This window comes from Pseudomonas poae RE*1-1-14 (assembly GCF_000336465.1).
Classification (GTDB): Bacteria; Pseudomonadota; Gammaproteobacteria; order Pseudomonadales; family Pseudomonadaceae; genus Aquipseudomonas; species Aquipseudomonas poae.
Window position 1 is genome coordinate 1,512,349 of the sequence record NC_020209.1, and the last position, 18,039, is coordinate 1,530,387.

Annotated in this window: 11 protein-coding genes and 2 riboswitches; of the genes, 6 read left to right on the top strand and 5 right to left on the bottom strand. The window is 62.9% G+C overall.

Annotated features, from left to right (window positions below; all coding sequences use genetic code 11):
* Positions 1-205 precede the first annotated feature (205 nt).
* Positions 206-1,273, top strand: a complete 1,068-nt coding sequence (locus H045_RS06970) for an ABC transporter substrate-binding protein (RefSeq protein WP_015371851.1) — start codon at positions 206-208, stop codon at positions 1,271-1,273.
* A 21-nt stretch (positions 1,274-1,294) separates the two neighbouring features.
* On the opposite strand, the gene metH is transcribed toward H045_RS06970, so the two are convergent.
* A complete protein-coding gene (gene metH / locus H045_RS06975; RefSeq protein WP_015371852.1) occupies positions 1,295-5,005 on the bottom strand; it encodes a methionine synthase in 3,711 nt (1,236 codons plus the stop codon).
* A gap of 164 nt (positions 5,006-5,169) precedes the next feature.
* Between metH and H045_RS06980 the strand changes: the two genes are divergently transcribed.
* Complete coding sequence (locus H045_RS06980) at positions 5,170-7,461, top strand: fatty acid cis/trans isomerase (protein ID WP_015371853.1); 2,292 nt, start codon at positions 5,170-5,172, stop codon at positions 7,459-7,461.
* A gap of 99 nt (positions 7,462-7,560) precedes the next feature.
* Complete coding sequence (gene nfuA, locus H045_RS06985; protein WP_003190728.1) at positions 7,561-8,145, top strand: Fe-S biogenesis protein NfuA; 585 nt, start codon at positions 7,561-7,563, stop codon at positions 8,143-8,145.
* A 108-nt stretch (positions 8,146-8,253) separates the two neighbouring features.
* Here the strand turns inward: nfuA and cobM are convergent, their stop codons facing one another.
* From cobM to H045_RS07005, 4 genes are all read right to left on the bottom strand, one after another.
* Complete coding sequence (gene cobM / locus H045_RS06990; RefSeq protein WP_003235548.1) at positions 8,254-9,000, bottom strand: precorrin-4 C(11)-methyltransferase; 747 nt, start codon at positions 8,998-9,000, stop codon at positions 8,254-8,256.
* A gap of 68 nt (positions 9,001-9,068) precedes the next feature.
* The gene (locus tag H045_RS06995) at positions 9,069-9,461 is read right to left on the bottom strand and encodes a cobalamin biosynthesis protein (protein WP_015371854.1); all 393 of its coding nucleotides are present in this window, start codon (positions 9,459-9,461) and stop codon (positions 9,069-9,071) included.
* Positions 9,458-10,150 (bottom strand): CbtA family protein, encoded by a 693-nt coding sequence (locus H045_RS07000; protein ID WP_015371855.1) that lies wholly within the window; start codon positions 10,148-10,150, stop codon positions 9,458-9,460. Before H045_RS07000 ends, H045_RS06995 begins: the two co-directional genes overlap by 4 nt.
* An 11-nt stretch (positions 10,151-10,161) precedes the next feature.
* Positions 10,162-10,350 carry a CbtB domain-containing protein gene (locus H045_RS07005; protein ID WP_003235554.1) on the bottom strand — a complete coding sequence of 63 codons (189 nt, stop codon included), beginning with the start codon at positions 10,348-10,350 and terminating at the stop codon, positions 10,162-10,164.
* Positions 10,351-10,446: 96 nt separating this feature from the next.
* Positions 10,447-10,661, bottom strand: a riboswitch (cobalamin riboswitch).
* Positions 10,662-10,855: 194 nt separating this feature from the next.
* On the opposite strand from H045_RS07005, the gene H045_RS07010 reads away from it, so the two are divergent.
* The 3 genes from H045_RS07010 to cobN all read left to right on the top strand — a co-directional run bounded on the left by H045_RS07010 (position 10,856) and on the right by cobN (position 17,422).
* Entirely contained in the window at positions 10,856-12,250 is a 1,395-nt protein-coding gene (locus H045_RS07010; RefSeq protein WP_157225356.1) for a M10 family metallopeptidase C-terminal domain-containing protein, read from the top strand.
* 52 nt (positions 12,251-12,302) lie between these two features.
* Positions 12,303-12,502: riboswitch (cobalamin riboswitch) on the top strand.
* Positions 12,503-12,595: 93 nt separating this feature from the next.
* The gene (gene cobW, locus H045_RS07015; protein ID WP_015371857.1) at positions 12,596-13,657 is read left to right on the top strand and encodes a cobalamin biosynthesis protein CobW; all 1,062 of its coding nucleotides are present in this window, start codon (positions 12,596-12,598) and stop codon (positions 13,655-13,657) included.
* A gap of 3 nt (positions 13,658-13,660) precedes the next feature.
* Positions 13,661-17,422: a cobaltochelatase subunit CobN gene (gene cobN, locus H045_RS07020; RefSeq protein WP_015371858.1), complete on the top strand. Its 3,762-nt coding sequence runs from the start codon at positions 13,661-13,663 to the stop codon at positions 17,420-17,422.
* The last annotated feature ends 617 nt before the right edge of the window (positions 17,423-18,039 follow it).

The following is an 18,039-nucleotide window of genomic DNA, read 5'->3' on the forward strand; positions in this document are numbered from 1 at the left end:
CAAGAGGCGATGCGATGAGCGATTCTACAAAAAACCGTAAACCCGGCATTACCGTGGATGCCTGGGCCATTCTATTCCTGGTTGTGCTGGTGGCTGGCGCTGCTCTTTTCTGGGCGGGTCACCCCTGACGGGATTTTCAAAGGCGTCTCGATTGCCTGTCGCATTGCCACTATGATGGCGGTCAATATTCAAGGCTCGGACAACCATGTTGAAGGTTCTGATTGTGTGTGTGTGGCTGCTCGGATCGACGTGCGCGGCAATGGCCCATGCGTCGTCGGTGGTGTTTCTCAATCCGGGCATGTCGACGGAAACCTTTTGGGTCAATTACGCGCAATTCATGCAGGCTGCCGCCACTGACCTCGGTCTGGATTTGCGCGTGCGCTATTCCGAGCGTGTTTCCGACACGACGTTGGCCCAGGCCCGAGAGGCGCTGCAGGGCAGTGCGCGGCCGGATTACCTGGTATTGGTGAATGAGCAGTACGTCGCCCCGCAGATCCTGCGCATGGCCGAGGGCAGCGGGGTCAAGTTGTTGATCGTGAACAACGCGCTCACGGCCGATCAGGCTCAGATGCTGGGCACACACCAGCATCCTGACTGGATCGCCAGCCTGGTGGCTGATGACGAGCAGGCCGGCTACCTGATGCTCATCGACCTGCTGCACCAGTACGGCCCGGTTGCGCCTGGGGCGTCCATTGATCTGCTGGCATTCTCCGGCACCAAGACCACCCCGGCTGCGCAGTTGCGTGAGCGTGGCTTGCACCGGGCGCTGGCCGAGCATCCCGAAGTGCGTCTGCGCCAGTTGGTCTATGGCGAATGGAACCGCCAACGCGCCTTTGAGCAGGCCACGCAGTTGTTCAAGCGCAACCCGCAGACCGCGCTGGTGTGGGCAGCCAACGATGAGATGGCGCTGGGCGCGATGCAGGCCGTGCAAGCGAGCGGGCGGACGCCGGGCAAGGATGTGTTGTTCAGCGCGGTTAACAGCTCACCGGAAATTCTGCAGGCGCGCCTGGATGGACGGCTGACCACCCTGGTGGCCGGACATTTCACGCTGGGAGGCTGGGCGATGGTGTTGATCAATGACGACGCCAAGGGCGTGGACCTCGACGCCCACGGCGGCCGCGATCGCCAGGCAGCCTTGTTTCAACTGATCGATGCCAACCAGGCCCGGCATTTGCTGGGGCCGCCGACGGCGGTGGATTTTCGCGCATTGTCGGCGGTGGGCAAGCCCGCGTCCTATCGTTATCCGTTCAGCCTGCAACTGCTGCTGCGTTAAACGTCGCCCCGACCCTTCTATCTAGTTGTCGTAACCCAGATTCGGCGCCAGCCAGCGCTCGGTCACGGCCAGGTCCTGGCCCTTTCGCGCGGTGTAGCTGTTCACTTGATCCTTGTCGACCTTGCCCACGGCAAAGTACTGCGCCTGCGGGTGCGCGAAATACCAGCCGCTGACCGCCGCCGCCGGGAACATCGCATAGTGCTCGGTGAGGAACACGCCGCTGCGCCCGGCATGCATTTCACGGGCCTCGGGATCCAGCAGTTGGAACAACTGGGCTTTCTCGGTGTGATCCGGGCACGCCGGGTAGCCGGGGGCAGGGCGGATGCCGCTGTATTGCTCCTTGATCAACGCCTCGTTGTCCAGTTGCTCGTCCCTGGCATAACCCCAGTGTTCCTTGCGCACCTGCTGGTGCAGCCACTCGGCGCAGGCTTCGGCCAGGCGGTCGGCCAAGGCTTTGACCATGATTGAGTTGTAGTCGTCGCCCGCGTCCTGATACGCCTTGGCCACTTCCTCGGCGCCGATGCCGGCGGTGGTGATGAAACCGCCGATATAGTCGGTCACGCCGCTGGACTTGGGCGCGACGAAGTCGGCCAGGGAGAAGTTCGGCTTGCCGTCGGTCTTGATGATCTGCTGGCGCAGGTGATGCAGCCGCGCAATCGGCTGGCCGTCGTCGCCGTAGACTTCCAAATCGTCGTCCTGCACCTGGTTGGTCGGCCAGAAACCGAACACCGCGCGGGCGCTGATGAGTTTTTCGTCGATCAGCTTTTTCAGCATTTCCTGGGCATCGGCGTACAGCGCGGTCGCGGCTTCGCCGACCACCTCGTCTTCGAGGATGCGCGGGAACTTGCCGGCCAGATCCCAGGAGATAAAGAACGGCGTCCAGTCGATATAGTCAGCCAGAACCTTGAGGTCGATATTGTCCAGCACCCTGGCGCCAGTAAACGTCGGCACCACCGGGGTATAGCTGCCCCAGTCGAACTGCGGCTTCTTGGCGATCGCCGCCGGGTAGCTCAGGCGCTCGGTGCGGGCGCTGCGGTTGGAGGTGCGCTCGCGCACATCAATGTATTCCAGGCGGGTTTTCTCGACGAAACCGGCCTTCAGCTCCCTGGACAGCAGCTGCGTGGCCACACCCACCGCACGGGAAGCGTCGGTGACGTAGATCACCGCGTCATTGCTGTATTTGGGCTCGATCTTCACCGCCGTGTGCGCCTTGGAGGTGGTCGCGCCGCCGATCATCAACGGCAGGTGGAAGTCCTGGCGCTGCATCTCGCGGGCCACGTGCACCATCTCGTCCAGGGAAGGCGTGATCAGGCCGGACAGGCCGATGATGTCGCACTTCTGCTCTTTGGCTACCTGCAGGATCTTCTCGGCGGGCACCATCACGCCCAAATCGACAATGTCATAGCCATTGCAACCGAGCACCACGCCAACGATGTTCTTGCCGATGTCATGCACATCGCCCTTCACCGTGGCCATCAGGATCTTGCCCTTGGCTTCTGGCTTGTCGCCTTTTTCCAGCTCGATGAACGGAATCAGGTGGGCGACCGCCTGCTTCATCACTCGCGCGGATTTAACCACCTGGGGCAGGAACATCTTGCCGGCGCCAAACAGGTCGCCAACGATGTTCATGCCCGACATCAGCGGGCCTTCGATCACCTCGATCGGGCGCGCGAACGACTGGCGCGATTCTTCGGTGTCTTCAACGATGTGCGTGGTGATGCCCTTGACCAACGCGTGTTCCAGGCGCTTGTTCACCGGCCAGCCGCGCCATTCTTCGGTCTCTGCTTCCTTGACGCTGCCGTCGCCCTTGTACTTGTCGGCGATGGCGAGCAGGGCGTCGGTGCCTTCCGGAGTGCGGTTGAGCACCACGTCTTCCACCGCATCGCGCAGCTCGGCGGGAATCTGATCGTAGATCTCCAGTTGGCCGGCGTTGACGATGCCCATGCTCAGGCCGTTGCGGATCGCATACAACAGGAACACCGAGTGGATCGCTTCGCGCACCGGGTTGTTGCCGCGGAACGAGAACGACACGTTGGACACGCCGCCTGAGGTCAGTGCATACGGCAGCTCGTCGCGGATGTAGGCGCAGGCGTTGATGAAGTCGACGGCGTAGTTGTTGTGCTCCTCGATACCGGTGGCGACCGCGAAGATGTTCGGGTCGAAGATAATGTCTTCCGGCGGGAAGCCGACTTCATTCACCAGAATGTCGTAGGAGCGTTTGCAGATTTCCTTCTTGCGCGCTTCGGTGTCGGCCTGGCCGGCTTCGTCGAACGCCATGACCACCACGGCTGCGCCATAGCGCTTGCACAGTTTGGCGTGATGAATGAACTGCTCCACGCCTTCCTTCATGCTGATGGAGTTGACGATGCCTTTGCCCTGGATGCACTTGAGGCCGGCTTCGATCACCTCCCACTTGGAGGAGTCGATCATGATCGGCACGCGGGAGATGTCCGGCTCGCCGGCAATCAGATTGAGGAAGGTCACCATGGCCTTCTTCGAATCGAGCATGCCCTCGTCCATGTTGATGTCGATTACCTGCGCGCCGGCTTCCACCTGCTGCAGGGCGACTTCCAGGGCTTCGATGTAGTTGTCTTCACGGATCAACCGGGCAAAGCGCGCGGAACCGGTGATGTTGGTGCGCTCGCCGACGTTGACGAACAGCGAGCTGCGATCGATGGTGAACGGCTCCAGCCCCGACAGGCGGCAGGCCTTGGGAATGTCCGGGATCGCGCGCGGCGCATAACCCGCGACGGCATTGGCGATGGCTTCAATGTGGCCGGGGGTGGTGCCGCAGCAGCCGCCGACAATATTGAGGAAGCCACTTTGGGCGAACTCTTCGATGACCTTGGCGGTTTGCGACGGCAGTTCATCGTACTCGCCGAATTCGTTGGGCAGGCCGGCGTTGGGGTGTGCGGACACATGGGTGTTGGCCTTGTTCGACAGCTCTTCCAGGTACGGGCGCAGGTCGCTGGCGCCGAGGGCGCAGTTCAGGCCGACGGAAATCGGCTTGGCGTGGGCCACGGAGTTCCAGAACGCTTCGGTGGTCTGGCCCGACAGGGTGCGGCCGGAGGCGTCGGTAATGGTGCCGGAAATCATGATCGGCAGTTCGACGCCCAGCGCCTCGAACACGCCCTGTACGGCGAAGATCGCCGCTTTGGCGTTGAGGGTGTCGAAGATGGTCTCGATCAGGATCAGATCGGCGCCGCCTTCGATCAGGCCCTTGGTGGCCTCGGTGTAGTTGTCCACCAGTTCATCGAAGGTCACGTTGCGGTAGCCAGGGTTGTTCACGTCCGGTGACAGCGAGCAGGTGCGGCTGGTAGGGCCAAGCACCCCGGCGACGAAGCGCGGCTTGGCCGGGTTTTCGAGGGTCTTGGCGTCGGCCACCTGGCGCGCCAGACGTGCGCCTTCCACGTTCAATTCATAGGCCAGCTCTTCCATGCCGTAGTCGGCCATGGAGATGCGCGTGGCGTTGAAGGTGTTGGTTTCCAGAATGTCGGCACCGGCGTCCAGATAGGCCTTCTCGATACCGCCGATCACGTCCGGACGGGTGATCACCAGCAAGTCGTTGTTGCCCTTGACGTCGCTCGGCCAGTCGGCGAAGCGCTTGCCGCGATAATCCTGCTCTTCGAGCTTGTAGCTCTGGATCATCGTGCCCATGCCGCCATCGAGGATCAGGATACGGTCCTTGAGGGCTTGGTGAAGGGCTTGCAGGCGAGCGCTACGATCGGACATGGGACTACTCTGGGTCAGGCATTACGGAGGGCGTGAATCATAGCAAACCTGTGCCGATTTTGAGCGTGTGCGGTTTTTCATGAATATCGTTCATGTTGGTGTCGCTACTGGCCCGGTAGAATCGCCGCACTTTACATCGCACGCATTGAATCGGGACCGGATACATGTCACTTCGTCTTATCGTCAGCGCCGCCCTGGCCTTGATCGCCGGCAGCGCTTACGCAGAAGGTCCCGCCCCGGCGATCTCCTATACCCGCGACATTCAACCGATCTTTACCGAGAAGTGCGTGGCCTGCCATGCCTGCTACGACTCTGCGTGCCAGCTCAACCTGGGCAGCGCCGAGGGCGCGGCGCGGGGCGCGAGCAAAATGCCGGTGTATGACGGTGAGCGCAGCCAGGCGGCACCGACCACGCGTTTGTTCTACGACGCGTTCGGCAAGCAGGCGTGGCAGCAAAAGGGCTTCTATTCGGTGCTGGACGCCCAGGGCAGCCAGGCCGCCCTGATGGCGCGCATGCTGGAGTTGGGGCACAACGCGCCGCTGCAAGCCAATGCCAAGCTGCCTGACGATATTGTGCTGGGCCTCAATCGCGCAAACATGTGCGCAACCCCTGCCGAATTCAATGGCTACTCGGGCGCCCATCCCAGGGAAGGCATGCCGCTGGCGGTGACCGGCCTGACCGACCAGCAATACCAGACTTTGCAGCGCTGGCTGGCGTCCGGTGCACCGATCGACGAGCAAGGCCTGGCGCCGAGTGCCAGGGAGGCGCTGCAGGTGCAACAGTGGGAGAACCTGTTCAACCAGCCCGGCGCCCGCGAGAGCCTGGTGGCCCGTTGGCTGTTCGAGCATCTGTATCTGGCGCATATCCACTTCGAGAACGGCGAGCCGGGGCATTTCTTCCAGTGGGTGCGCTCGCGCACCCCGAGTGGGCAGCCCATCGACCTGATCGCTACGCGTCGCCCTAACGATGACCCGGGCACCCAGGTGTACTACCGCCTATGGCCGGTGCAGGGGGTGATCGTGCATAAAACCCACATCACTTACCCGTTCAGCGCCGCGAAGATGGCGCGCATCCGGCAGCTCTTCTACGCCGGTGACTGGCAGGTCAGCGCCTTGCCCGGCTACGGTCCTGGTCGTCGTGCCAACCCGTTCGAGACCTTCGAGGCCATCCCGGCCAAGGCGCGCTACCAGTTCATGCTCGATAACGCCGAGTATTTCGTGCGCACCTTCATTCGTGGGCCCGTATGCCGTGGACAGATCGCCACGGACGTGATTCGCGACAACTTCTGGACCTTGTTCCAGGACCCTGAGCACGACCTGTACATCACCGATGCGCGCTATCGCGGCCAGGCCACGCCGCTGCTCGCGATGCCCGGGCAGAACGATGAGGTGGGCAGCGTGCTGGGGCTGTGGCTGAGCTACCGCGACAAGCGCAACCAATACGAAGCGCTGCGTCGAGACAGCTACGCCGACCTGCCGCCTCCGGCGTGGTCAACGTTGTGGGCGGGTAATGACAATGCCTTGCTGAGCATCTTCCGCCACTTCGACAGCGCGTCCGTGACCAAAGGCCTGATCGGTGAAGTGCCGCAGACGATGTGGCTGTTCGATTACCCGCTGCTCGAGCGCACTTATTACCAGTTGGCGGTGAATTTCGACGTGTTTGGCAACGTCGCACATCAGGCCCAGACCCGACTGTATTTCGACTTGATCCGCAATGGCGCCGAGCAGAATTTTCTGCGCCTGATGCCGGCCGATAGCCGTGAGTCGCTCCTCGATGACTGGTACCAGAACAGCGGCAAGCTCAAGATGTGGCTGGATTACGAAGCCATTGATGACACCACGCCCAGCGGCCTGCATCTGGATGAAAAGCACCCCAGACGCGATTTTGCCCGGCAGTTGCTGACGCGTTATGCCGCGTTGAATGCGAGTCCCGATCCGATCAACCGCTGTTCGGGCGCCTATTGTTCGCGCGACGGCATCGGGCCTGCATTGCAGAATGCAGAACAGGCGCTGAGCCGCCTGACCTCGCGCCCGGCCGCCGGGCTCAAGGTCATCGAGCAGTTGCCCGAAGCGACGATGCTGCGTATCGAAACCGCCAGCGGCAAGCGCGAGGTTTACAGCCTCTTGCGCAATCGCGCCCACAGCAACGTCGCGTTTCTCTTGGGTGAGGCCTATCGCTATCAGCCGGGCCTGGACACCTTGACGGTCTACCCCGGCGTACTCAGCAGCTACCCCAACTTCATGTTCGCGCTCAAGGCGCAGGAAGTGCCCGAGTTCGTGGCCCAGATGGAGCAGGTCACGGATGCCGCGGGCTTTGAAAAAATCGTCGACCACTGGGGTATACGCCGTAGCCATCCGCTGTTCTGGCAGTACTTTCACGATTTGTCGCAGTACCTGCGGGAAACCACGCCGGTGGAAGAGGGCGTACTGGACATGAATCGCTATGAGAATCTGTGAGCGCGTTGTGGCTTCGCCGCTATCCCGACAAAAACACTCGGACTTTGTACCTGCGTAATAATTTGGCGTAAACTCCCCCCAAGCCTGTGAGGAGTTTCCATGACTGCCATAACCATTACCGACGCCGCCCACGATTACCTGGCTGACCTGCTGTCCAAGCAGAACACCCCAGGTATCGGCATCCGCGTCTTTATTACCCAGCCCGGCACCCAGTACGCCGAGACTTGCATTGCCTACTGCAAGCCTGGCGAAGAGAAACCTGAAGACACCGCCCTGGGGCTCAAAAGCTTCACCGCGTACATCGACGCCTTCAGCGAAGCCTTTCTGGACGATGCCGTGGTCGACTATGCCACCGACCGCATGGGCGGCCAGTTGACCATCAAGGCGCCCAACGCCAAGGTGCCGAATGTCAACGCCGACAGCCCGGTCAACGAGCGCATCAACTATTACCTGCAAACCGAGATCAACCCGGGGCTGGCCAGCCACGGCGGTCAGGTCAGCCTGATCGATGTGGTTGACGACGGCATTGCCGTACTCAAGTTCGGCGGCGGTTGCCAAGGTTGCGGCCAGGCGGACGTGACGCTGCGCGAAGGCATCGAGCGCACCCTGCTCGAGCGCATTCCGGAGCTCAAGGGCGTTCGCGATGTGACCGACCACACGCAGAAAGAAAACGCCTACTACTGAGTAAGGCGTTCACTGCGAACAAAAAACGGCGCCCGTGAGCGCCGTTTTTTATGCTTTTAATTCATGCGTTTACATCAGGTATCTAACAAATCAGATCATTTTGTTCATTCAAGGACGGTAGAGGTGAGCATGCCCGGCGCGGTACAGCGATGAATCACCAAAGCTGTCACTGGCCAGCACTCGGCCCACCACAATCAACGCCGTACGCCGAAAGCCCTTGGCCGCGACTTTGCCGGCAATATCACTGAGCGTGCCCACCACCCAATCCTGATCCGGCCACGTTGCACGGTGCACCACCGCAATCGGGCAGTCAGCGCCATAGTGCGGCAGCAGTTGGGCGACGATCTTTTCCAGGTGATTGACCCCAAGATGGATCGCCATTGTGGTGCCATGCCGCGCCAGGCTGTCGAAGTCTTCGCCGTCCGGCATGCGGGTCTTGTCGGCGTAACGGGTCAGGATGACGCTCTGGGCGATGTCCGGCAGGGTCAGTTCGGTTTCCAGCAGCGCGGCGCAGGCGGCTACCGCCGTGACGCCCGGGATGATCTGGAAAGGAATGTTCAGCTCGCGCAAATGCCGGATCTGTTCGCCAATCGCCCCGTACAGGCTTGGATCGCCGGAGTGCACGCGGGCCACATCCTGGCCGCTGGCGTGGGCGACCTTGATCAACTCAATGATTTGTTCCAGGTGCAGCTCGGCGCTGTTGACCACCTGATGCGCCTGATGGCCTTCCAGCACCGCCGCTGGCACCAGCGAGCCGGCGTAGATGATCACCGGGCAACTGCGGATCAGCCGCTGGCCCTTGACGGTGATCAATTCCGGATCGCCTGGGCCTGCGCCGATAAAGTAAACGGTCATGGGAGTTCCTGTGGGGGTAGGGCGAGCATGAAAAATGCTCATGATCGAGCAAGGCGATTATCGGGGTTTCAGCCAGCGCAGGCCAACGCAAAGGTCGCCTTGGCGTTTTTTCTGCGGCTGATCAACAAGCGGGCAGGGGCGCCCGCGAGCTGTTCGGCCAGAGCGAGCGCGGCACTTTCGGCAATCCCATGGCAACCGGTGTGGGCAAAGGCGGCCGCTGATTTGTGGCTCAGGCGGTCCTCATAACTCGCCAGTTGCGCGGCGCTGAAACACAGCAACGGCAATTGCAGCAGGTGGGCCAGGGCGATCAACCCCGGCTCCTCCCGTTTGCGATCAATGCTGGCCAGCGCGCTTAACCGCTGGCGCTCTATGCCCGCTTCGGCGAGGGCGCCGTCAAGCAGCGTCAGCAGGGTGTGAACATCACACCCGCGCTGACATCCCAGTCCCGCAGCCAGAATCATGCCGAGTATTGACCGTCGCGGTTGCGACGGAACAGCCAGGCGCTGATCAGACCCAGGGCCAGCCAGAACGCGACGTTGGTCAACTGCGAGGCGATCTTGAACTGCGCTTCGAGGGCCTCGGGTGCGAGCATTGCATGCACTTCGGGCTGTGGCGCGCCGATCACATGGGGCACCGCCAGGATCGCCACGCCGAGGACTTTGAGCAGCCAGTTGTGGCCGAACACGATCAGCGCAATACCGGCGGCCGTGGACGCGGCGGTGCCGATCCACCAGGTCTGGCGCAGCGCCAGGTCGGCGGCGGCGGTGCCGGGCAACTCCGGCGGCAGGCCTAGGGTGGGCGCGAGCACAAAAGTGGCGTAGCCAGCCAGTCCCCACAGCAGGCCCTGGGCCGTACGAGTCGGCGCGCGCAGGGTGTAGAGACCGGCCAGCATCAGCGCGAAACCCACCGCCACCACCAGGTTGCTGCCGGTGGTCGACAGCACCCGCTGCCAGCCATCTTCCGGCTCCCAGGCCTGGGCATCGTGCATATGGGCGGCGTGTTCATGCGCCACCTCGGTCGCAATCGGCGCTTTCTCGAACGTTTCGGCCTGCAGAATCAACGGGGCGACCCAGAAGCTTTGCAGCAGAGTCAGCAGCAGGGCGGCCAGCAGGCCGGTAAAGCCAGCGGTTTGCGCAATACGCTTGATCATGTCGTCAGACCTTAGTGGCACGGGAACGCGGCGCTGTGGCGGGTATCGTGGGCAGCATTGTGCACCGCCTCGATATGCGAGAACCCGGCGAAATACACCAGGCATGCGCCGAGTATCGATGCACCGATGGCGGCGGTGAGGCGTTGGCTCAGCGTGGTGGTGTGGCGGGCGGTGGGCGAGGTGCTGCTGATGATCGACATGGCGCGTCCCTATCAAGTGTCTGGGCGAAACGAGCGCATGCAAAACCCCGCGAGCCGGGCGCGCGGGGTTCGAACAGCGCCCGCCCACCGCGGGTTTGTTATCTGATTTTTCGGGCCGGTCTCCGGGCTTGCGAGGGACGCTGGGTCAAAAAGCATCGCCTTCCCATGCCTGCTGGCACAGTGGATCTGACGCTTCACTCGCTTACCGTTGCGGGGGCAGCACCGGCCTTGTCATACCCTGGCATTGCAGGCCCTGACTCACCGGTTTCCCGTTTCACCCTGTGAAGGGCACCCGAAACAAGATGTACAGGAAAACACGAGCATGACCGGGCGTCAATTGAGGCGGGCGATAACGAATATTTGTGAAGGACATGCGTACTGGCGTTTTTGCCAAGTAATACCCTTAATTAGTTTATAGGCCTGATGCACTTTTTTTTCAGTATCGATTATTGGATGGTAGGCGCGCTGAAGTTGATGTTGCCCATTAAGTAAATAAGGCTTTTTTATGTCTGTTATATCTCGCGCCAGTTTTAACACACCCTTTGTTAATCAAAATATTGTAGATCCGAATGTTGAAGCCGCTGGCCCGCAGTACAAGGCCCAGCAGGCTGGCGATCCGTATTATCGTGCAGGGTCCGGCAAGCCGTCCTGGTCCACCCGTCAAGCCGCCAACCAGATCGATCGAAGACAGCGCCGGCTGCAAGACCGCGATAAAGATAAAACAGTGCGTGTGGGTTATACGTTTCGCGAAGTTGCACCAGCGGAGACCCGCTTTAATCAAACCCAGCAGGAGCAGGCCCGTCTTTCAATGCAGTCCTGGTCGGATGTTGCGAATATCGAGTTCAAGGAAGAAGCCGCTGCGCCGGAAGGCCAGTTACGGTTCGTCAACAGCAGGGCGATAAACTTCGCCGATGCCACATTTTCCGAAAAAGCGGGGCGGGTGCGCGTGAACCCGAACTATTGGGCCAACCGTGCGCCAGCCGTGAACGGCTTTGGTCGCCATACACTGACCCACGAAATCGGCCACTTGCTGGGCGCCGCGCACACCGGTGAATACGACGCGGCGCGTGGGCCGAGCAACTACGACGAGCATGCCATCTTCGCCCAGGACAGCCGGGCCTACTCGGTCATGAGCTATTTCGACGCGAGCGATACCGGCCAGGATCACCAGGGCGAGTATGCGTCGGCACCGCTGATGACCGACATCGCCTGGGCCCAAAAGGCCTACGGCGCCAATTACCGGACCCGTAACACGGATACCACCTACGGCTTCCACTCCAATACCCGGCGAGACGATCTTTCACTGGTGTCCCCACGGGACGGCGCCGTGTTCTGTGTCTGGGACGGCGGCGGAAACGATACGCTGGATTTCTCCGGCTATTACCAGAACCAGGTGATCAACCTGAACGCTGAAACCTTCTCCGACGTCGGTGGCAAGAAGGGCAATGTCTCCATCGCCAAGGACGTTACCCTGGAGAACGCCATCGGCGGTTCCGGCAATGATGTGTTGACCGGCAACGCAGCCGACAACCGGCTCAAGGGCGGTGGCGGCGCTGATCGGCTGGAGGGCGGGGCAGGCCGCGATACCTTCGTGTACGACACCGTCACCGATTCGACATTACGCAGCCCCGACCTGTTGACCGACTTCGTCACCGGCCAGGACAAAATCGATATATCCGCCTTGTTGCGCAAGCAGGGTCTTCATGACCTCACCTTCGTCAACCGGCTCTCCGGCCGGCCCGGTGAGGCAGGGCTGGGCTACGATCCGCAAAAAAACGAGTCGTGGCTGGTGCTTGACCTCACAGGCGATGGCGAAATTGATTTCTACCTGGAAAGCCAGGGGCGCATAGCGCTCGCCGACATCGTGACGGATGTGCCCATCAAGCATCGCTATGTGTAGATCAGTCGCCCGTGTCCCGGGTTTGCGACGTTGACCGCTCGCCACGCACTGCGTAGCCTTGCGGGTTCGAGGTTCTTCGGCCCAGGCCGAAGCTAAGAAGGGAACGCGGTTCAAGCCGCGGCTGCCCCCGCAACTGTGAAGGGTTCTGCTGACTGCCACGCCACTGCCGATCCGGCGGGAAGGCGCAGTTGGCGCCGGTCGCAAGACCCGCAAGCCCCAAGCCAGGAGACCTGCCTCGCAACCGATTTTCCACTTCAACCGGGCGGGGTGATCCGGTGACGAAATCCGCTGCTGCGCGCCGCCGCAGGGCCACTCGTCCCGTATGCCCGCCCAAAGGGGCATCCGATGAAAACACTGGCCAAACTTCCCGTCACCATCGTCACCGGCTTTCTCGGCTCGGGCAAGACCACCCTGTTGCGCCACATGCTCGACAACGCCCAGGGCCGCCGTATCGCGGTAATCGTCAACGAGTTCGGCGAGTTGGGCATCGACGGGGAAATCCTCAAGCAGTGCTCCATCGGGTGCACCGAGGAAGAAGCCAACGGCCGTGTGTACGAACTGGCCAACGGCTGCCTGTGCTGCACCGTGCAGGAAGAATTCTTCCCGGTGATGCGCGAACTGGTGGCCCGTCGCGGCGACCTCGACCATATCCTCATTGAAACCTCGGGCCTGGCCCTGCCAAAACCCTTGGTGCAGGCCTTCCAGTGGCCGGAAATCCGCAGCGCCTGCACAGTGGACGCCGTAATCACCGTGGTCGACAGCCCGGCCGTGGCCGCCGGCACGTTCGCCGCCTTCCCGGACCAGGTCGACGCCCAGCGCAAACTCGACCCGAACCTGGACCACGAATCACCGCTGCACGAACTGTTCGCCGACCAACTGGCCAGCGCCGACCTGGTGATCCTCAACAAGGCCGACCTGATCAGCCCCGAAGACCTGGCCCGCGTGCGCCTGGAAGTCGCCGAAGAGCTGCCGCCGGCGGTCAAGGTCATTGAAGCCAGCAGCGGCCGCGTGCCGTTGAACGTGCTGATCGGCCTGGGCGCCGGCTCCGAAGAACACATCGACGCCCGCCACAGCCATCACGATGCGCACCACGAAGGTGAAGACGACCACGATCACGACGCCTTCGATTCGATCTCCATCGACCTGCCGCAAGCCGACGAAGCCCTGCTGCTCGACGCGCTGACCCAGTTGGTGGTGCAGCACGGCATCCTGCGTATCAAAGGGTTTGCCGCCATCCCCAACAAACCCATGCGCCTGCTGATCCAGGGCGTGGGCACCCGCTTCGACAAGCACTTCGACCGCGCCTGGGGCGCCGACGAAGCGCGCATCACCCGCCTGGTGCTGATCGGTCAGGAGCTGGACGCCGCAGGCCTCGAAGCGCAACTGCGCGCCGCGCTCAGCGTTTAAGCCATGCACCTGCTCAGGACCCAACCCGGTGGTTTTGTCTCGGACGACAATATTGCCGACCTTGGACAGACCCCCGCTGAACTGGTGATCCTGTGCAGCGGCGACTCGAGCCTGGCGCTGCTGGCCGAAGCGGCGCGGCAGTTGCCCGACGACTACCCCAGCCTGCGCCTTGCCAACCCGATGCAGGTGCAGAACCACGCCTCGGTCGACCTCTACGTGGACCAGGTGCTGCGTCACGCCAAGGTGATCCTGATCTCGCTGCATGGCGGCATCGGCTATTGGCGCTATGGCGTCGAGCGCCTGGTGGCATTGGCCGAGCGCGGCGTGCAACTGATTCTGGTGCCGGGGTGCGACCGCCCGGACCCGGAACTGGGCAGCCTGAGCACCGTCGGGGTGCAGGAACGCGACCGTCTGTGGCACTTCCTGCGCCAGGGCGGCCTGGGCAATGCGTTGAATTTCTATCACTGCCTGGCCTCCGGCTATCTGGGTCGCGACTATTCGTGGGCCGAGCCGCAGACCCTGCCGCGCACGGCCATTTATCATCCGCACCACGCCAATGCCACGCTGCAGAACTGGCAGACAGAGTGGCGCGCCGATCTGCCGGTCGCGGCGGTGCTGTTTTACCGCTCGCATTTGCAGGCGGCCAACACCGGTTTTATCGACGTGTTCTGCCAGCGCCTGCAGGCGGCGGGCCTCAACCCGTTGCCGATAGCGGTGGCCAGTCTCAAAGAGCCCGGCTGCCTCACGGTGGTCGAAGACCTGCTCGACGCAGTGCAGGCGGCGGTGATCCTCAACACCACCGGCTTTGCCCAGTCCAGCCCCGAAGCCCCGCATCTGCGCCCGTTTCGCCGCAATATCCCGGTGATTCAGGCGATCTGTGCGCAAGACAACCAACCCGGTTGGGAAGCCAGCGCACAAGGCCTCGGCCCTCGCGACCTGGCGATGCACATTGCCTTGCCGGAATTGGACGGGCGCATCATCAGCCGGCCGATCAGCTTCAAGGACCTGGCCTGGCGCAGCGAGCGCAGCCAGTCGGACGTGGTGTGTTACCGCGCCGCGCCCGAGCGCATGGACTTCGTCGCCGAGCTGGCGCGGCGCTGGGTCGAACTGGCGCGAGTGCCCAACGGCGACAAGCGCATTGCGCTGATTCTCGCCAACTACCCGACCCGCGACGGCCGCATCGGCAATGGCGTGGGCCTGGACACCCCGGCCGCCGCGCTGAATATCCTGCGTGCCTTGCAGGCCGAAGGTTATCCGCTGCCGCACGTGCTGCCCGAAAGCGGCACTGCGCTGATCCACGAGCTGCTCGGCGGCGTCACCAACGACCTCGACAGTCTCGACCTGCGCCCCTGCCACCAAAGCCTTAGCCTGGACGACTACGCGACAATGTTTGCGCGCCTGCCCGCCGCCAATCAACAGGCGGTGCTGGAACGCTGGGGCGCGCCGCAGCAAGACCCGATGTGCCGCGATGGACGCCTGATGATCGCCGGGTTGCGCCTGGGCCAGACCTTCGTCGGCATCCAGCCGGCGCGGGGTTATCAGGTGGACGCCAGCGCGGTGTATCACGATCCTGATCTGGTGCCGCCCCACGGCTACCTGGCGTTCTACTTCTGGCTACGCCACACCTATGGCGCCCACGGCGTGATTCACGTCGGCAAGCACGGCAACCTCGAATGGCTGCCGGGCAAGGGGGTGGGGCTTTCGCAACACTGCTGGCCGGACGCACTGCTCGGGCCGTTGCCGAATATCTATCCGTTCATCGTCAACGATCCGGGCGAGGGCGCCCAGGCCAAGCGGCGTACCCAGGCGGTGATCATCGACCACCTGATGCCGCCGCTCACCCGCGCCGAATCCTACGGCCCGCTGCGCAACCTCGAGCTGCTGGCGGACGAGTATTACGACGCGCAGTTGCTCGACCCACGGCGCGCGCTGGCGCTGCAAAAGGACATCCTGGCGCTGGTGCGCGAGACTCGTATCGACCAGGAACTGGCGTTGGACAATGACGCCGATGCGTCTGTGTGGCTGCCGCGTCTGGATACTTACCTGTGCGATCTCAAGGAGTCGCAGATCCGCGACGGCCTGCATATCTTTGGTGAGTCTCCCCAAGGCCGCTTGCGCATCGACACTTTGCTGGCCTTGCTGCGTATCCCGCGTGACGACGGCCGTGGCGCGCAATCGAGCCTGCTGCGGGTGCTGGCCAAGGCCTTCGCGCTGGGCTTCGATCCGCTGGACTGCGCGCTGGCCGAGCCCTGGAGCGGCCCACGCCCCGACGTGTTGCAGCGCATCGATCCACAGCATTGGCGCACCGCCGGTGACACCCGCGAGCGTCTGGAGCTGTACGCGGGGCGTTTGATCGAGCAGGCGTTGCAAGGCCCGCTGGAGCAGCTTGAGGCTCCCGGCTGGGAAGACGTGAAAGCGGTGATCGAGCATTTGCGCATCATCGTCGCACCGCGCCTGGATGCCTGCGGCCCGGCGGAAATGCGCGGTTTGCTGGACGCCTTGAGTGGCCGCTTCGTGCCGGCGGGGCCAAGTGGTGCGCCCAGCCGTGGGCGCCTCGACGTGCTGCCTACCGGGCGTAACTTTTTCAGCGTGGACGTGCGCAACCTGCCCACCACCACCGCCTGGCGCATCGGCTTTCAGTCGGCCAACCTGATCCTCGAGCGGCACTTGCAGGACCATGGCGACCACCTGCGCCAGCTCGGCCTGTCGGTGTGGGGCACCGCCACCATGCGCACCGGCGGCGATGACATCGCCCAGGCCATGGCGCTGATGGGCGTGCGCCCGGTGTGGGCCACCGGCAGCCAGCGCGTCGACGACTTCGAGATCCTGCCGATCAGCCTGCTCGACCGCCCGCGCGTGGACGTGACGCTGCGCGTATCCGGGTTCTTTCGCGACGCGTTCGCCAACCTGATCCGCCTGTTCGACGCGGCGGTGCAGGCGGTGGCGGCGCTGGATGAGCCAGACGACATGAACCCGCTGGCAGCCAAGGTGCGCAGTGAGCGCGAGGCCCTGCGCGTGGCCGGCCTGGACGAAGACGCGGCGGCGAAACAGGCGGGCTGGCGCATCTTCGGCGCCAAGCCGGGCGCCTACGGTGCCGGCGTGCAGGGCGCCATCGACGGGCGGCTGTGGCAGAGCCGCGAGGACCTGGCCGAGGTCTACCTCAATTGGGGTGGCTACGCCTACGGCGGTGCCGATGAAGGCACCGAGGCCCGCGAGCCCTTCGCCCGGCGTTTGAGCCAGGTGCAGGCGGTGGTGCAGAACCAGGACAACCGCGAGCACGACCTGCTCGATTCCAACGACTACTACCAGTTTCAGGGCGGCATGCTCGCCGCCGTGGAAACCCTGAGCGGCGACAAGGCCGCCAGCTACCACGGCGACCACAGCCAGCCGGACCTGCCGAAAATCCGCACCCTGAAGGAAGAACTCAACCGGGTGATTCGCGCCCGTGCGGCCAACCCCAAGTGGATCGACGGCGTGAAGCGTCATGGCTACAAAGGCGCGTTCGAGATGGCCGCGACCGTGGACAATCTGTTCGCCTTCGACGCCACGACCGAGCTGATCGACGATCACCAATACGCCTTGCTGGCCGACGCCTACCTGCTCGACCCGGACACCCGCGCCTTCGTGCAACAGCACAACCCGGCGGCATTGCGTGACATGACCGAACGCATGCTCGAAGCCCAGCAGCGCGGCCAGTGGCAAGAGCCGGGCGCCTACCGTGAAGCCTTGGAAAACCTGTTGCTCGATATAGAAGAAGACAGCTGATGAGCGACCGCACCAACACTGTGGCAAGCCGTAATGCCGTTCAGTTAAGGAACATGTGTGGGCTTATTGTGGCGAGCGGGCTTGCCCCGCGTTGGGGTGCGAAGCGCCCCCAATCCAGCAAAACGCGGAGTACCTGATACGGCTCAGCGCCTGGTTGTTGGGCTGCTGCGCAGCCCAACGCAGGACAAGCCTGCTCGCCACAGGGAATCTGCGCTTAACTGAACGGCATCGTGGTTCGCCCCGCGTTGGGCTGCGTGGCAGCCCCAATACTTGGAAAACCTGTTGCTCGATATAGAAGAAGACAGCTGATGAGCGACCGCACCAACACTGGGGCAAGCCGTAATACCGTTCAGTTAAGGAACATGTGTGGGCTTATTGTGGCGAGCGGGCTTGCCCCGCGTTGGGGCGCGAAGCGCCCCCAATCCAGCAAAACGCGGTGTGCCTGATACGGCTCAGCGCCTGGTTTCGGGGCTGCTGCGCAGCCCAACGCAGGACAAGCCTGCTCGCCACAGGGAATCTGCGCTTAACTGAACGGCATCGTGGTTCGCCCCGCGTTGGGCTGCGTGGCAGCCCCAATAAATTCAACCTGGTCTGCCTGAAAGAACGTGGCGTTTGGT

Bases quoted from the DNA above. Each gene is read 5' to 3' on its own strand.
- H045_RS06970 (WP_015371851.1), top strand. From the start codon at position 206: ATGTTGAAGGTTCTGATTGTGTGTGTGTGGCTGCTCGGATCGACGTGC.
- metH (WP_015371852.1), bottom strand. From the start codon at position 5,005: ATGTCCGATCGTAGCGCTCGCCTGCAAGCCCTTCACCAAGCCCTCAAG.
- H045_RS06980 (WP_015371853.1), top strand. From the start codon at position 5,170: ATGTCACTTCGTCTTATCGTCAGCGCCGCCCTGGCCTTGATCGCCGGC.
- nfuA (WP_003190728.1), top strand. From the start codon at position 7,561: ATGACTGCCATAACCATTACCGACGCCGCCCACGATTACCTGGCTGAC.
- cobM (WP_003235548.1), bottom strand. From the start codon at position 9,000: ATGACCGTTTACTTTATCGGCGCAGGCCCAGGCGATCCGGAATTGATC.
- H045_RS06995 (WP_015371854.1), bottom strand. From the start codon at position 9,461: ATGATTCTGGCTGCGGGACTGGGATGTCAGCGCGGGTGTGATGTTCAC.
- H045_RS07000 (WP_015371855.1), bottom strand. From the start codon at position 10,150: ATGATCAAGCGTATTGCGCAAACCGCTGGCTTTACCGGCCTGCTGGCC.
- H045_RS07005 (WP_003235554.1), bottom strand. From the start codon at position 10,350: ATGTCGATCATCAGCAGCACCTCGCCCACCGCCCGCCACACCACCACG.
- H045_RS07010 (WP_157225356.1), top strand. From the start codon at position 10,856: ATGTCTGTTATATCTCGCGCCAGTTTTAACACACCCTTTGTTAATCAA.
- cobW (WP_015371857.1), top strand. From the start codon at position 12,596: ATGAAAACACTGGCCAAACTTCCCGTCACCATCGTCACCGGCTTTCTC.
- cobN (WP_015371858.1), top strand. From the start codon at position 13,661: ATGCACCTGCTCAGGACCCAACCCGGTGGTTTTGTCTCGGACGACAAT.